General features: G+C 67.1%; 12 protein-coding genes. 9 read left to right on the top strand and 3 right to left on the bottom strand.

The annotated features are described in order from the left end of the window. Position 1: 1 nt before the first annotated feature. From C3F42_RS15615 to C3F42_RS15580, 8 genes are all read left to right on the top strand, one after another. The gene (locus C3F42_RS15615; protein ID WP_104444612.1) at positions 2 to 3,004 is read left to right on the top strand and encodes a serine/threonine-protein kinase; all 3,003 of its coding nucleotides are present in this window, start codon (positions 2 to 4) and stop codon (positions 3,002 to 3,004) included. Continuing rightward, the gene (locus tag C3F42_RS15610; RefSeq protein WP_038707186.1) at positions 3,004 to 3,708 is read left to right on the top strand and encodes an ABC transporter ATP-binding protein; all 705 of its coding nucleotides are present in this window, start codon (positions 3,004 to 3,006) and stop codon (positions 3,706 to 3,708) included. Before C3F42_RS15615 ends, C3F42_RS15610 begins: the two co-directional genes overlap by 1 nt. Continuing rightward, positions 3,708 to 4,910 carry an FtsX-like permease family protein gene (locus C3F42_RS15605; protein WP_094011575.1) on the top strand — a complete coding sequence of 401 codons (1,203 nt, stop codon included), beginning with the start codon at positions 3,708 to 3,710 and terminating at the stop codon, positions 4,908 to 4,910. Before C3F42_RS15610 ends, C3F42_RS15605 begins: the two co-directional genes overlap by 1 nt. Beyond that, positions 4,903 to 6,669 (top strand): SUMF1/EgtB/PvdO family nonheme iron enzyme, encoded by a 1,767-nt coding sequence (locus tag C3F42_RS15600; protein ID WP_038707188.1) that lies wholly within the window; start codon positions 4,903 to 4,905, stop codon positions 6,667 to 6,669. The genes C3F42_RS15605 and C3F42_RS15600 overlap by 8 nt, the downstream gene beginning before the upstream one ends. Before the next feature lie 78 nt (positions 6,670 to 6,747). Further along, on the top strand, positions 6,748 to 7,674 hold the full coding sequence (gene tagQ, locus C3F42_RS15595; RefSeq protein WP_038707189.1) for a type VI secretion system-associated lipoprotein TagQ: 927 nt from the start codon (positions 6,748 to 6,750) through the stop codon (positions 7,672 to 7,674). A gap of 164 nt (positions 7,675 to 7,838) precedes the next feature. Next, the gene (locus tag C3F42_RS15590; RefSeq protein WP_052062269.1) at positions 7,839 to 8,699 is read left to right on the top strand and encodes a hypothetical protein; all 861 of its coding nucleotides are present in this window, start codon (positions 7,839 to 7,841) and stop codon (positions 8,697 to 8,699) included. Further along, positions 8,696 to 9,130 carry a hypothetical protein gene (locus tag C3F42_RS15585; RefSeq protein ID WP_094011574.1) on the top strand — a complete coding sequence of 145 codons (435 nt, stop codon included), beginning with the start codon at positions 8,696 to 8,698 and terminating at the stop codon, positions 9,128 to 9,130. Before C3F42_RS15590 ends, C3F42_RS15585 begins: the two co-directional genes overlap by 4 nt. Beyond that, entirely contained in the window at positions 9,127 to 9,540 is a 414-nt protein-coding gene (locus C3F42_RS15580) for a hypothetical protein (RefSeq protein ID WP_052062237.1), read from the top strand. The genes C3F42_RS15585 and C3F42_RS15580 overlap by 4 nt, the downstream gene beginning before the upstream one ends. A gap of 7 nt (positions 9,541 to 9,547) precedes the next feature. On the opposite strand, the gene C3F42_RS15575 is transcribed toward C3F42_RS15580, so the two are convergent. Further along, entirely contained in the window at positions 9,548 to 10,912 is a 1,365-nt protein-coding gene (locus C3F42_RS15575; RefSeq protein ID WP_038707190.1) for a GTPase/DUF3482 domain-containing protein, read from the bottom strand. Beyond that, the gene (locus tag C3F42_RS15570) at positions 10,905 to 12,296 is read right to left on the bottom strand and encodes a DUF2868 domain-containing protein (protein ID WP_094011571.1); all 1,392 of its coding nucleotides are present in this window, start codon (positions 12,294 to 12,296) and stop codon (positions 10,905 to 10,907) included. The genes C3F42_RS15575 and C3F42_RS15570 overlap by 8 nt, the downstream gene beginning before the upstream one ends. Before the next feature lie 54 nt (positions 12,297 to 12,350). Here C3F42_RS15570 and C3F42_RS15565 point away from each other — a divergent pair, with 54 nt between their 5' ends. After that, positions 12,351 to 12,866 (top strand): dihydrofolate reductase, encoded by a 516-nt coding sequence (locus C3F42_RS15565; protein ID WP_038707192.1) that lies wholly within the window; start codon positions 12,351 to 12,353, stop codon positions 12,864 to 12,866. Positions 12,867 to 12,899: 33 nt separating this feature from the next. Here C3F42_RS15565 and C3F42_RS15560 read toward each other — a convergent pair whose 3' ends face one another. Continuing rightward, a complete protein-coding gene (locus C3F42_RS15560; RefSeq protein WP_038707193.1) occupies positions 12,900 to 14,291 on the bottom strand; it encodes an L-cystine transporter in 1,392 nt (463 codons plus the stop codon). Between the last annotated feature and the right edge of the window lie 164 nt (positions 14,292 to 14,455).

Raw genomic sequence — 14,455 nt, 5'->3', positions numbered from 1 at the left:
CATGGACATGCAGATTCCCGGATTCGACATCGACAGCGAGCTTGGCCAGGGCGCCATGGCCAGCGTGTACCTCGCCACCCAGCGCTCCCTGGAGCGCAAGGTGGCGCTGAAGATCATGGCAGCGAGCCTGGCCGCCGACCCGACCTTCTGCGAGCGCTTCCTGCGCGAGGGCCGCACCCTGGCGCGGCTGGCGCACCCGAACATCGCCACCATCCATGACATCGGCAATGTCGGCGAGCTGTACTACATGGCCATGGAGTACCTGCCCAGCGGCACGCTGAAGGAGCGGATCGCCGCGGGGCTGACGCCCGAGCAGGGCCTGGCCTACGTACGCCAGATCGCCCAGGCGCTGGGTTATGCCCATGCCCAGGGCCTGGTGCATCGCGACGTCAAGCCTGCCAACATCCTGTTCCGCGCTGATGGCACTGCGGTGCTGTCGGATTTCGGCATCGCCAAGTCGCTGGATGACCGCACCCAGTTCACCCAGGCCGGTTTCGCCGTCGGCACGCCGAGCTACATGAGCCCGGAACAGGCGCGCGGCATGGAGATCGACGGGCGCGCCGACCTGTATGCACTGGGTGTGGTGCTGTACGAAATCCTCGTCGGCAAGCTGCCGTACAACGGCACCGATGCGTTGTCCACGGCGCTGGCGCATCTGACCGAGCCGCTGCCGGAGCTGCCCATCGAACATGGCCGCTACCAGGACATCCTGCGCGGTCTGCTGGCCAAGGATCCCAACGAGCGCTTCGCCGACGCGGCGGCGTTGCTGGTCGCGCTGGACCGCCTGACGGTCCAGGCGCCGGCCGAGGACAACGACAGCACATTGGTTCGCCCGCTGCCGATCCCGCCACCGGCCATCCCGCAGCCGGTGTCCATCGATATTCCGCAGGCCGTTGCCGCTCCGGTGAGCGAGCCTGCCCGGCGGTCCGAACCCAAGCCCGCGCCTGCTGTGAAGCCCGCCTCGAACAAGCCGGCCAAGGCCGTGCTGGCGGTGGCGATAGCGGCGGCGCTGGGTCTGGGGGGCGCGTTCTTCTGGTTGCTCGGCGGCAATGACGCGCCCGCGCCTGAAACGCCGGTGGTGCAGGCGCCCGCCGACAGCGTGGTCCCCACCGAACCCAAAGTCACGCCGGTGGCCGCCTCGGACGACGGTCGTCCACTGCTGATGCCCGGCAAGAAGACCCTGTTCCAGCGTGTGCTGACCAAGCCCGATGCCCAGCTGGTTGCCCAGCCCGGCGATGCCTCGGGCGAGACACTGCCGGCTTTCTCCGTGCTCTATGTCTACCAGCGCAAGGACGTCGGCGGCCAGGCCTGGGTCCAGGTCGGCGCCGCCAGCGACGGCCAGCGCGAGGGTTGGCTGCCGGCGGCGCAGACCAGCGACTGGAAACAGAGCCTGGTGCTCAAGTTCACCGAACGCTCGGGCCGCTCGCCGGTGATGTTCATGCGCCAGGTGGACGATGTGCAGCATCTGCTCGACGACACCCCGCTGGCTCGCGACAGCCTGCTCAAGGCGCAGAACAACCCCGACCAGGTGCCCCAGGTGATGGCCCTGGAACCGGCGGCCAGCGCCGTGCCGCAGAACCAGTTCTACCTGATGCCGATCTTCGACTACCGCGAAAGCTTCGACGCCGGTGGCCAGCCGGTGCAACTGCTCAACATCGCCTCCATCGACCCCGGTGCCAGCGCCCGCGACAGCGCGCCCCAGGTGGCCGGCGTCGCGGCGGTCGGCGACAACAGCTTCCGTACCGGCATCGTCCTGGTGGTGGACACCTCGGTGTCCATGCAGCCGTACATCGATCGGGTACGCCAGGTGGTCAGCGAGCTGCAGCAGCAACTGGCGGCCCGTGGCGAGCTGGACAGCGTCAGCTTCGGCTTGGTCGGCTTTCGCAACAGCGTCAAGCGCACCCCGGGCCTGGAGTACCTGAGCAAGACCCTGGTCAGCCTGGAGCAGGGCCGCGACCCGGCGCGTTTCCTCAAGGCCGCCTCGCAGGTCAAGGCCACCAGTGTTTCCAGCCACTCGTTCAACGAGGACGCCTTCGCCGGCGTGATGCAGGCGGTCGAGGGCATGGACTGGTCCGGCTACGGCGGGCGCCTGATCCTGCTGGTCAGCGATGCCGGCGCACTGCGCAAGAACGACCCGTTCAGCAGCACCCAGATGAACGAAGCCGAAGTGCGCCAGGCCGCGCTGAGCAAGCAGATCAAGATCTACGCCCTGCACCTGCGCACCCCCGCCGGGGTCAAGAACCACGGCGCGGCCGAGTCCCAGTACCGCGTGCTTACCGCCGACAGCAACCCGCAGATCGGCGACCTCTACGTCAGCGTGCCGGGCGGTGAAGTCGGTGCTTTCGGCGACCGCGTGCGCGAGATCGGCTCGACCTTCGCCGAGCTGGTGCACCAGGTGCGCAACCAGCAACCGCAACCCGTACCGCTGCTGACCTCGGCCTCGAGCCTGGCGGCCAAGTCGCAGGCCATCGGCTACGCCATGCACATGGACTTCCTGGGCCGCCATGGCGCCAGCCAGGCGCCGCAACTGGTCAGCGCCTGGACCGCCGACCGCGACCTGACCAACCCGACGCTGCCGACCCTGCAGGTGTGCGTGATGCTGACCAAGCTGCAGCTCAACGACCTGCAGCAGTCGCTCAAGCTGATCGTCGATGCCGCGCGCAAGACCCGCAGCTCGCCGGGCGACTTCTTCAACGAAATCGCCAGCGCCAGTGCCTACATGAGCCGCGACCCCGGCGCGTTGCGCAAGGGCGCCAACCTGGCCCAGGGCGGCGTGCTCGGCGAATACCTCGACGGCCTGCCGTACCGCAGCAAGTCCCTGAGCATGACCCAGGACCTGTGGCTGTCGCTGTCGGTGGCCGAGCAGGAGGACTTCATCGACGAGCTGGACTCGAAGATCCGCCTGTACGAAACCTTCCACAACGACATGGCCAACTGGGTGCGCTTCGGCAAGGCCGAGCCGGGCGACGCCCTGTACCGTGTCCCGCTGTCGACGCTGCCGTGATGATCCGTCTGGACGGGGTGCGCAAGACACGCGGGCAGGGTGCCCAGCGTTACAGCCTGGAGATTGACCGGCTGCATCTGGCGGCGGGCGAGCGGGTGGCGCTGGTCGGGCCCAGCGGCTGTGGCAAGAGCACCTTGCTCGACCTGCTGGCGCTGGTGCTGGCGCCGGACGCGGCGCAGGGCTTTGCCCTGGGCGGCGAGGATGTCGCCGGGCTGTGGCGTGCCCGGCAGCTCGACCGCCTGGCCAGCTGGCGCAGCCGTCACCTGGGCTATGTGCTGCAGGCCGGTGGGTTGCTGGGTTTTCTCGATGTGCGCGGCAATATCCGCCTGCCACGCCAGTTGCTGGGGCTCGGCGATGACGGCAGCGTCGAGCGTCTGGCCGAAGCGCTGGATGTGCACGACCAGCTGGGCAAGAAGCCCGCGACCCTGTCCATCGGCCAGCGCCAGCGGGTCAGCTGTGCCCGTGCCCTGGCCCATGGCCCGGCATTGTTGCTGGCCGATGAACCCACGGCGTCCCTGGACCCGGTGAACGCCGATAGGGTGATGCAATTGCTGTTGCGCGAAGCCGAGGCGTGCCAGGTGACCTGCGTGGTCGCCACCCATGACGAAGCCCTGGCTCACAAGGCCGGGCTGACGGTGCTGCGCATGGCCTGCCGGCGCGACACCGACGGCGGCGTCACGGCGAGCCTGGAGAGGGCCGCTTGATGCGCCCGCTGCTGATCGCCGGGCTGGCCTGGCAGGACTTCCGCAACGATGCGCGGTTGTCGGCGTGCGCCGTGCTGGCGCTGGTGGCGGTGATCGCGCCGTTGCTGGTGCTGTTCGGGCTGAAGTTCGGCCTGGTCGGCAGCCTGACCGAGCGGCTGCAGCGCGACCCGGGTGTGCGCGAGATCATTCCGCTGGGCGGTGGACGCTTTCGCGCCGAGTTCATCGAGGAACTGGCCCAGCACCCGCGAGTGGCCTTTGCCATTCCGCGCACCCGGCAGATTGCTGCCACTGCCGAGCTGTTGCTGCCGGCCCATGGGCGTGGCCTGACGGTGGAAATGCTGCCCACCGCCGAGGGCGACCCCTTGCTGGCGCAGGTAGCTCCGCCAGACGGCCTGCAACAGGTGGTGCTGAGCTTTACCGCCGCGGAAAAGCTCGGTGCCAGGGCCGGGGACGAACTGCAGGCCAGCTTCAGCCGCCAACAGGCCGGGCAGATGCAATGGCGACGCACGCGCCTGCAGGTCAGCAGCGTGCTGCCTCTGGCAGCGTTCGAGCGCGATGGCCTGTTTGCCTCGCTGCAACTGCTCGAAGCCGTCGAGGATTACCGCGATGGCCGCGCCGTGGCTGCGCTGGGCTGGCAGGGGGAGGAGCAAGGCAGCGCGTCAGCGCGGGTGTACCCGGCCTTGCGCCTGTATGCCCGCGAACTGAACGATGTCGAGCCGCTTCGCCAGTTCTTCGCCGAACGCAAGCTGCTGGTTTCCACACAGGCCGCGCAGATCGCCCAGGTGCAATCGCTCAGCCGCAATCTCGACCTGGTGTTCTGGATCATTGCCAGCCTGGCCGTGGCCGGCGCCGTAGCGGCAATCGCCGCAGGCGCAGTGGCGGCGGTCGAGCGCAAGCAGCGCGAGCTGGCAGTGCTGCGTCTGTTGGGCTTCGGCACGGCCGCACTGCTGTTGTTCGTGATGCTCCAGGCGCTCTACAGCGGGCTGCTGGCCGCCGCCGTGGCGGGGCTGTTGTACCTGCTGGCCGAACATGGCCTGAACCGACTTTTCATGCAGGTGCCCGGCGAGTTCGCCAGCCACCTGCTGCCCATGCACTACCTCGTTGCGTTGTGTGCCGTGCTGCTGGCCAGCACCGCCGCCGCCGCCTTGGGCGGCTGGCGGGTGGCGCGCATCGAGGCTTGCCAAGGAATACGTGATGTCTGATCGCCGCCTCGGGGCTGCCGCCCTGCTCCTGACCGCTTTGAGCCTGGGCGCCTGCTCCCCGGCCGATGGTGACGACAAAGCCAAGCCAGTTGCCCAGGCGCAGCCGGGGACTGAAAGCAAGTTCGACAACCCCAAGCCGTTGCCGGGCGATGTCAGCCTGCCGCTGCCGTGTGGCGGTGAGCTGGTGCTGCGCAGTGTCTATGTGTTGGCCCAGGGCAGCCTCGACGACCGCGAGGTCAACCTTGGCTACCCGTTCAGCGAAGGCGAGGCCGGCTACAAGCAGTCGTTCATCTCCGGTTACCGACGCGACTTCATCAATGGCCAGTTCAGCCTGCAGGACCTGGCGCCACAGTGGCAGAAGGCGGTTGCGCCAAGCCTGCCGAAGGTCGAGAAAGGTGGGCCGCTCACGCCGATGATGTACTTCATCGGCAAGTACGAAGTGACTGCCCGCCAATACGCCCAGGTGATGGCCCAGGCGCCGTCGCTGGCCGGTGGTGACGCGGCACCGGCCTGCGAGGCGAACAACGACGCGGCGGGGCGTCTGCCCAAGGTAAAACTGTCGCGCTTCGAGGCCGAACGCTTCGCCGCCGTCTACAGCGCCTGGCTGATGAAGCATCACCGCGACCTGCTGCCGGTCAGCGGCCGAGGCAGCAAGGCCGAGGATGGTGGCGTGGGCTTCGTGCGCCTGCCCACCGAGGTGGAATGGGAGTTCGCCGCCCGTGGCGGTTCGGCGGTCAGCCGCCAGGAGCTGGAAGGGCGGTTGTTCCCGCGTAAGGTCGAAGGCGCCGACAGCGAAGGGCCGCTGGGCGACTTCGCGGTATTCAACCAGGTCGCCGGTGGTACCGGGCAGGCGGCGCGGCTGATGCCGATCGGCACCAAACAGCCCAATCCGCTGGGCTTGTTCGACGTGATCGGCAATGCCGCCGAGATGGTCCAGGAGTCGTTCCAGCTGGTCAACGCCGGGCGCCTGCAAGGCGCCTACGGCGGCTTCGTGGTCAAGGGCGGCAACTACCTCGAAGGCGAGGGCACCTTGTTCACCGGCATGCGCCGCGAGTACCCGCTGTTCGGCGTCGACGGCACCGAGCAGCGCAACGAGACCACTGGTTTCCGCGTGGCCATCGGCGCCTTGTCGGCGCCGCGCTCGCGCTACCAGGAACTGTTCGAGCAGTGGCAAAAGGAAGGTCGCCTGGCCGGCCTGACCGACGACATCGACGCCGCCCAGGATCCGACCAAGCGCCTGGACAGCATCATCGCCGCCGCCACCGACCCGCGCCAGCAGGCCGAGCTGGGGCTGGTCAACGAAGAGCTCAAGCGCAATGTGTCGCTGATCGCCCGCCAGCGCGAGGAAGCGGCCGGCAACCTGATCCAGTCCGCCGCCCTGGTGGCCGAAACCGTCAATAACTACAACATTCGCCTGACCAACCTGCAGAACACCCAGGCCAAGGCCGAGGCTGCCGGCGACCAGACCAGCGCGCGCATGTACGGCGCGGCCATCGCCAATGGCCGCGCCGCCCTCGACGGCGCCGTGGCGATCTACATCGACAACCTGGCCAGCGGCACGCGCTACACCGACGCGGTGATCCAGGCGCAGTTCCAGCGGGTCAAGGAAGAGCTCAATCGCAAGCCTGTGCTGGGCAACAGCCTGGTCACCCGCGCCACCCTGTTCGTCCGCCACGTCGGGGAGTACCGCCAGAACCGGCGGGCCGATCCGGCGACGATCCTCAAGGAGCTGCTGGCATCGGCCGCCCCGCGACCCTAAGGACAGCTTCGACAGAAAGGACTCCCGGGTGGCACGAAGCCCCCGGTCACCCAGAAACCCAAGAAGAGAAACCAGACCATGTTCACCCGCAAACCCCTGATTACCGCATCCCAGGCCCGTACCGCACTGCTGCTGGCAGCCGGTTTCAGCACCGTGCTGTTGAGCGGTTGCGCCAGCTCGCCGGCGTCCAAGGTTGGCGCCACGACCAAGGTCGAGTACTACCCCAACTGCTACGAGCCGGTGCAGCACCTGCGCTCCACCGACGGCGACATGACCCGCTCGGTCGCCACTGGCGCGCTGCTCGGCGCGGTCGGCGGCGCCCTCACCGGCGCCCTGGTCGACAAGGAAAAACGCGGCCGTAATGCCGCCATCGGTGCCGCTGGCGGCGCCCTGGTCGGTGGTGCCGCCGGCTACTACACCGAGCGCCAGAAACAGATCAGCGACGACAAGCAGCGCATCGCTTCGTACGCCACCGACATCAACAAGAGCGCGGCCGACATGGACCGCACCACTGCCTACGCCAAGTCGTCGCAGAGCTGCTACCAGCGCGAGTTCGCCAGCCTGATCCAGAACCGCAAGGCTGGCCGCATCAACGACACCGAGGGCCGCAAGCGCCTGGCCGAGATCGTCGCCGGCCTGCAGGAGTCGAACAACCTGCTGACTGCCGTGAATGGGCGTCTGGGTGAAAACCTCAACAACTACACCCAGGCCTACGAGCAGGACCTCAAGCAGGTGGGCGTGCAGCGCACCGAAGTGGTCGCCGTGGCCGAGCCGCCGAAGGTGGCGACCACCGGCAAGAAGAAGGATGTGAAGAAGGTCCAGCCGGCCAAGACCAACACCAAGGTGCCACAGGAAGCGGTGGCCACCGAGAAGACCCTGCAGAACGCCAACGGCAAGAAAGCCGAGGCCCAGCAGGTGGCCAAGGCGGGTACCGACCAGGTCAACGCCATGTGCCGCAACCCGGATATGGGTGACTGGGCGCCGGTGCCGTGCCCGAACGTGTGATACCGCAGCAGGGGGCGCTTTGCGCCCCATTCGCTGCGGTTCGTCGCCACGACAAGCCTCAGCGAATGGGCTGCGAAGCAGCCCCGAGGACACCGAGCATTGTGTAAGGAAAACGATTCGTGACAGACCTGCTCTCCAATCCCCTGGGCAGTACTTCGCAATTCATGGCGCGCCAGCGCATGCAGGGCCGCATCGATCAGCAGAAGCTGTTCAAGGCCATCGACGCCGACCCCGGCATCGTCGGCGCAGGTGTCGTGTACATCGATGCCGATTACAACGTCATCACCCTGCGCGAGTTCCAGCCTATCTGCAGCATCAAGCCCAAGCGCATCATTCTGCGCGAGGCGCCTCGCTACACCTCGCCCGAGCAGTTCATGAACCAGTTGCAGACCAACCCACGCGAAGCTCGGGTGGTGAAGGAAGCAGTCAACACCACATTGTCCTGCGCCGGCGCCGTGCTGGGCTGGATCGTCATGTTCAGCGGCACCATCGCCGTGCCGTTTTCCGGCGGAGCCAGCTTGGCGTTGACTGTCGCAGGCTATGCCGCGGCAACCGCCAGTACCGCGCAATGCGGGATAGGCCTGGTGCGGACCGCTTTCGAGGCAACCGACCCTTCGCTCAATGACGCGCTGGACCAGGAGGCGTGGTACCAGGCGGCCACTCCTGTGCTCGATGCCGTGTCGCTGATGGGCGTGGGGGCTTCAGGGCTTACGACGCTGAAGTTTCTCCAGGTGCGCAAGGCGGCGACCGGCAACAGCTGGTATCAGCTGACCCGTTCGCTGAGTCGACAGCAACGCAAGGCACTCACCACGGAATTGCTGATGATCAAGCATCCGACCCTGACGGCCAAGCAGTTGAAGCTCCGCCAAAGTGCGGGTGAGCTGGTCAAACGTTTCACGCCTACGCAGATCAGTCATTCCACGCAGACGCTGATCAAGGACTCACTGGGTGGCTTCATTGGCCTTGCCGGCAGCGGTACTGTGCAGGGGATGGCCGTAGGGCTTTACGAGGAAATCACCGAATGACCCGGCATCCTGAGCTGAAGGGTTTTCTCCAGCGTTACTTCGGTGTGTTCATCGCTGCCTACTTTTCGTCGATCATCGCCGTCGCCTGGACCTTTGCATTGGTGTGGAGCACCTATTGCCGAAGCTGCTCGAAGGACGGGGTACTTCCCTGGAGCCTGCTGGCGACATTGACAGTCTTCATGCTGGGACACGGCGCCGTGGTTCGCGGGCGCGCATGGGGCGCGTGGTTGGTGGCAGGGCTGTGCGTGGGATGCATGGTGCTCACGCTTGCGACCTATGGGCATCGTCCCAACCTGTTCATCTACACCAGCAGCCTGTTGGCTGCGTTGGTGACCTTGCTGTTGCTCAACTGCCAACGATACCGGGAGATGCGTATCCGCCTGGCGGAGTATCGGGCGAAGAGACGCCTGGCGCGACAGGCGCGCCGATGAGCTCGGATAGCTCGGCACGGTTCATGGCCCGTTACTTTCCTGTCTTCTTGCTGGGCATTTTCATGTCGATCCTTCCGGTGGCCATGACGGCGACGCTTTGGTTCGACACCTACTGGCGTAACCATCCGGACAACCCTCTCTACACCGTGATGGTCACTGGTGGGCTGGTAGTGCTGTTGTGCCTGGGTCATATCGCGATGGTTCGCGGGCTGAATGGGGCACTGTGGATGATATTGCCAGTGCTGGCGGTTGCCTTGCTGACGGCGTTGAGCTTGATCGGGAGCAGTCTGCATACAGTGTTGCAGCTCGCGGCGCTGGTGCTGCCATTACTGGCAATGCTGGTGTTCAACAGCCAGCGGCATCGGGAGATGCGCCGGCTGTTGGTGGAACTGCGCAAGAAGAGGTGCTAGCCCGTTTCTACAGGTCCGCCGCAAGGGCGTCGATTTGCTCCTGCCGCTCGGCCTGGTTGACCCGCGCCCCGGGATTGAGCGTGGACCACTGCGGATGCGCCCGCGCCTTGCGCAAGGCCTCGGGCAGCTTGCCTTCGCGCCAGCCTTTGTCCTCCGGCGCCGCCAGGCGGATGCTGTCCTGCGCTGCGTGCCCGCGTGCCTCCAGGGCCAGTATCAACTGTTGCTGACGCAGGGCCAGCAGGCGCAGCACGGCGTCATCCACCGTCAGCTCGCGCTGGCCCTTGAGCTTGCCCATCAGGCGCGAGCCATAGTTGCGTGCGGTCTGCAAGGCGCCGCCGGCAATGGCCCCGGCGAGCGCGGCGGCACCCAGGGTGAGGCCGCCAACCAGCAGGTCGACGCCAGCACCTGCCGCCGCGCCCGCCGCCACGCCGCTGCCCAGGCGCACACCGAGCAGCTTCAGAGTCTCCGGATTGAACAGGTCGTCGCCCCAGCGCCCATCGAGCAGCGGCAGGTCGCCGGCATTGGCGTCCTCGCGCCGGAACGCATACAGCTTGAGCAGTGCCTCGACACAGCGTTGCTCGCGCTGGCGCACTGCCTGGCGCAGGGCTTCGACGGCCTGTGCTTCGGCGGCGGGCTCGGCCTCTACGCTGCGTCGGCAGGCGGCACAGTCGAGCAGCAGCTCAGCGACTAAACGCTTGCCACTGTGGCGGCGGGCTTCACGCTGAGCCTGCTGGTCATCGATCAGCCGTTGCAGGGCAGGGCGGGCCTCTTCCAGCAGCAGGGCCAGGCTTTCGTAGAGGCGGCGCTCGCCATCCTCGGGTGGGGCCACGCTGTCGAAACGCACCAGCGCATGCAGGCCCAGGCGCGCCAGGGCCTCGCGCCACTCGGGCTCGCGGTGCTGGCTGCTGGCAACGAAGTTGAGTACCGGCAACAGCGGCTTGCCGCAGCTGGCCAGCACCTCCAGCTCGTCGCGGTACTTGGCCAGCACCGGTTCGCGGGCGTCGATCACGTACAGCCCGGCATGGCTCGCCAGCAGCTGGCGCAGCACCTTGGCTTCCTGCTCGAAGCGCTGGCGCGCCTCGCTGCCCTGGAGGAAACGTTCAAGCCGAGCGGGACCGTCCAGGCGCTCACCCGGGCGTTCGAGGCGCTCCAGGTAGTCGAGCAGGGCGATGGCGTCCTCCAGTCCAGGGGTGTCGTACAGCTCCAGCAATGGTTCGCCGTCCACCGACAGGCGGGCGCCTTCGACATGCCGGGTGGTGCTGGGGCGGTGCGAGACCTCGCCGAAGCCGACGTCGCGGGTGAGGGTGCGCAGCAGCGAGGTCTTGCCGACGTTGGTGTGGCCGACCACGGCCAGTTTCAGCGGCTCAGTCATGGCCATGCTCCAGCCAGGTCAAGGGCGAGGTGTCGGCATGGGACAGGCCCAGGCGGTCGAGGGCCTCGTGCCAGTCGCCCAGGCGTGCCGCGTCCAAGGCCTGTCCGGGTTGCGCCTGCAGCAGCCAGATGCGCGTGGCACCGGCGTTGCGCGCCAGTTCCGCAAGCAAGGCCAGGCTGCCACGGTCGGGCGAGCGACGCGGGTCGCAGGCAATGGCCAGACGCGCCGGGGGGAAGCGGCTGAGTTGCTCGAGCAATTTGTTGCGCGACTCGCGGCTGTCGAGCACGCCCGCGTGGGTGACCGATCCGGGCAGGGCCGGTGGCCAGGGGCGCTGGTCGTCCAGCTCCAGGCCGACCAGCAGGGCACCGCCGCTGTCACGCTCCAGCTGGCCGGCCTCGAAGCGGGGCAGGGTGTCGGGGGCTGGGTCCTGCACGCCGAGGCGCTCGCTACGCGGCATCAGCGCTTCGCGCAGCTGCGCGTAGCCGGGCAGGTTGAGGTCCAGCGCCAGGCGCTCGCGGCCTTGGCGCCAGCGCCACAGGCACAGCGCGGCCAGCAGCAGGCGGGGCAGCAGGCCGTAGACCAGGACCACGCCGAGCAGCCAGCTGGCCCAGGCCTGGCGCGCCAGGTCGAGTGCCGGCAGGGTGTCGCCGCTGGCGCGAATCATCGCCTCGTCCGGCACGGCGAAACCCAGCAGCGAGGGCAGTGCGCCCAGGGCCTGGGTGAGGCTGATGAAGGGTTCGGCGGCAAGTAGCGTGGTTTCCCAGACGAAGCCGTAGCGTCGGGTCGCCAGCAGGGCCAGGAGCATGCCCAGCGCCGCGAGCATCGCCAGCGACCACAGGCCATGCACCAGCAGGCCGAGCAGCCAGCGGTTCAGGCGCTGGCGCTGCAGCAGCACCAGCAGCGCGGGGGCCAGTTGCGCGGCCTTGGCGTCACGGGCAAAACGCTCGCTTAGCCACAGCCACAGGCGGCCCAGCGCCGCGCCATGCTCACCGGCGAAGAAGAAACCCACGGCCCAGCCGAGCAGCAGCACGAGGTTCAGCCCGAGCAGGCTGCCAAGGGCCCAGAACACGTTCACCGGCCGCTGGCCGTCGCCCAGGGCCGCCAGCCCCAGGCCGGCGCCACTGAACAAGGCCAGGACCATCAAGCTCAGCAATGCCAGCCGTGCGCCCTGCTTCCAGTGGTGCAGCGCCGTGTCCATGCCGTCGCGCTCGGCCAGCCACAAGGCGCGTGCCTCGATGCGCGTGGCCAGGTCGCCGCCTTGGTGGCGGGCGCGGCGGTTGGCTTCCTGGTCTTCCAGGGGGCCGGCGTGTTCCTCGCGCAGGCGTACCGCTTCGGTGAGCCAGCGCTTGTCGAGTGGAGTGGGTGCAGTCACAAGCTCTTCCATTGCACAGGTCTGGCCGCAAGCATAACCCACGCGCCCGGTGCTATCCTCGCCGGCATGAATACATCACTCCCCCTAAGCCTGATCGCGGCGCTCGCCGAGAACCGTGTGATCGGCATCGACAACACCATGCCCTGGCACCTGCCGGGGGACTTCAAGTACTTCAAGGCCACTACCCTGGGCAAGCCGATCATCATGGGGCGCAAGACCTGGGATTCGCTGGGCCGGCCATTGCCGGGGCGGCTGAATATCGTCGTCAGCCGTCAGCCGGGGCTGCAACTGGCCGGTGCCGAAGTGTTCGCCTCGCTGGAGGCGGCACTGGTGCGCGCCGAGCAGTGGGCGCGGCAGCAGGGCGTCGGGGAATTGATGCTGATTGGCGGTGCGCAGCTGTATGGGCAGGCGTTGGAGAAAGGGCTGGTGAGCCGGATGTACCTGACCCGGGTGGAATTGTCGCCGCAGGGTGATGCCTGGTTCCCGGAATTCGACAACGGGCAGTGGCAGTTGACCTCAAGCGAGGCGCAGTCCGAAGCGGACAAGCCGGCCTATCACTTCGAAGTCTGGGACCAGGTCTGAAAATGGGGCTGCTCAGCAGCCCCCGGTAATGTGTCAGGAGTGACTCAGCTCAGCATGTTGGTCCCCACTCAGCACCTGCTGGTCGGTCTGCTTCAAGAGCTGGCTCGTCACAACGCCGGCAGTCATCGAACCGTTCACGTTCAACGCCGTGCGGCCCATGTCGATCAGCGGTTCCACCGAGATCAGCAGCGCCACCAGTTCCACCGGCAGGCCCATGGCCGGCAGCACGATCAGCGCGGCGAAGGTCGCGCCGCCGCCGACGCCGGCAACGCCTGCCGAGCTGAGGGTGACGATGGCCACCAGCGTGGCGATCCACAGCGGGTCGAAGGTATCGATGCCCACTGCCGGGGCGACCATCACTGCCAGCATCGCTGGATACAGGCCGGCGCAGCCGTTCTGGCCTATGGTGGCACCGAACGACGCGCTGAAGCTGGCGATCGACTGCGGCACGCCCAGGCGCAGGGTCTGCGCCTCGATGTTCAGCGGGATGCTGGCGGCGCTGGAGCGGCTGGTGAAGGCGAAGGTCAGCACCGGCCAGACTTTACGGAAGAAGCGTAGCGGGTTGACGCCGGTCAGCGCCAGGATCACCCCGTGGACCACGAACATCAGGCCCAGGCCGATGTACGACACCACCACGAAGCTGCCCAGCTTGAGGATGTCGTCGAGGTTGGAGCTGGCCACTACCTTGGTCATCAAGGCCAGCACACCGTAGGGGGTGAGTTTCATCACCAGGCGCACCAGGCGCATGACCCAGGCCTGCAGTACGTCGATGGCCGACAGGGCGCGCTCGCCCTTGTCCTTGTCGTCCTTGATCAACTGCAAAGCGGCCAGGCCCAGGAACACGGCGAAGATCACCACGCTGATGATCGAGGTCGGCTTGGCCCGGGCCAGGTCGCCGACCGGGTTGGTCGGGATGAACGACAGCAGCAGTTGCGGGATGTTGAGGTCGGCGACCTTGCCCGCGTAGTCGCTGTGGATGGCCTGCAGGCGGGCGCTTTCCTGGGCACCGGCCACCAGCCCCTCGGCACTCAGGCCGAACAGGTTGGTCAGGGCGATACCGAGCAGCGCGGCAATCGCGGTGGTCAGCAGCAGGGTGCCGATGCTCAGCACACTGATGCGGCCCAGCGCCGAGGCGTTGTGCAGGCGGGCCACGGCGCTGAGGATCGAGGCGAAGATCAGCGGCATGACGATCATCTGCAGCAAACCGACGTAGCCATTGCCGACCAGGTCGAGCCAGCCGATGGTGGCCTTGAGCACCGGGTGCCCGGCGCCGTAGATGGTGTGCAGCACCAGGCCGAAGCCGACGCCGAAGGCCAGGCCCAGCAGCACCTTCTTGGCCAGGCTCCAGTCGGTGCGACGGGTTTGCGCCAGGCCCAGCAGCAGGGTCAGGAACGCCAGCAGGTTGAGTGACAGCGGCAGGTTCATTGAAGCTCCGGAAAAAGGCAAAAGAGGCATCGCCTCTTTGAGCGATTACGAACGGAAATGCTAACAGCCTGAAAACAAACGAATTTATACCTAAAAGGAATTTGCATAGTCGTTTATGGAATAACGCCTGGTCGTTTTTGGCAATACACATGGCGTTTGCGGTT

It is taken from the genome of Pseudomonas sp. PONIH3 (genome assembly GCF_002934345.1).
Taxonomy (GTDB): domain Bacteria; phylum Pseudomonadota; class Gammaproteobacteria; order Pseudomonadales; family Pseudomonadaceae; genus Aquipseudomonas; species Aquipseudomonas soli.
Note: the sequence above shows the minus strand (reverse complement) of the source record. Positions and strands in the feature narration are given on the sequence as shown.

Coding starts and splice junctions, on each gene's coding strand:
- C3F42_RS15615 (WP_104444612.1), top strand. CDS start 2: ATGGACATGCAGATTCCCGGATTCGACATCGACAGCGAGCTTGGCCAG.
- C3F42_RS15610 (WP_038707186.1), top strand. CDS start 3,004: ATGATCCGTCTGGACGGGGTGCGCAAGACACGCGGGCAGGGTGCCCAG.
- C3F42_RS15605 (WP_094011575.1), top strand. CDS start 3,708: ATGCGCCCGCTGCTGATCGCCGGGCTGGCCTGGCAGGACTTCCGCAAC.
- C3F42_RS15600 (WP_038707188.1), top strand. CDS start 4,903: ATGTCTGATCGCCGCCTCGGGGCTGCCGCCCTGCTCCTGACCGCTTTG.
- tagQ (WP_038707189.1), top strand. CDS start 6,748: ATGTTCACCCGCAAACCCCTGATTACCGCATCCCAGGCCCGTACCGCA.
- C3F42_RS15590 (WP_052062269.1), top strand. CDS start 7,839: ATGGCGCGCCAGCGCATGCAGGGCCGCATCGATCAGCAGAAGCTGTTC.
- C3F42_RS15585 (WP_094011574.1), top strand. CDS start 8,696: ATGACCCGGCATCCTGAGCTGAAGGGTTTTCTCCAGCGTTACTTCGGT.
- C3F42_RS15580 (WP_052062237.1), top strand. CDS start 9,127: ATGAGCTCGGATAGCTCGGCACGGTTCATGGCCCGTTACTTTCCTGTC.
- C3F42_RS15575 (WP_038707190.1), bottom strand. CDS start 10,912: ATGACTGAGCCGCTGAAACTGGCCGTGGTCGGCCACACCAACGTCGGC.
- C3F42_RS15570 (WP_094011571.1), bottom strand. CDS start 12,296: ATGGAAGAGCTTGTGACTGCACCCACTCCACTCGACAAGCGCTGGCTC.
- C3F42_RS15565 (WP_038707192.1), top strand. CDS start 12,351: ATGAATACATCACTCCCCCTAAGCCTGATCGCGGCGCTCGCCGAGAAC.
- C3F42_RS15560 (WP_038707193.1), bottom strand. CDS start 14,291: ATGAACCTGCCGCTGTCACTCAACCTGCTGGCGTTCCTGACCCTGCTG.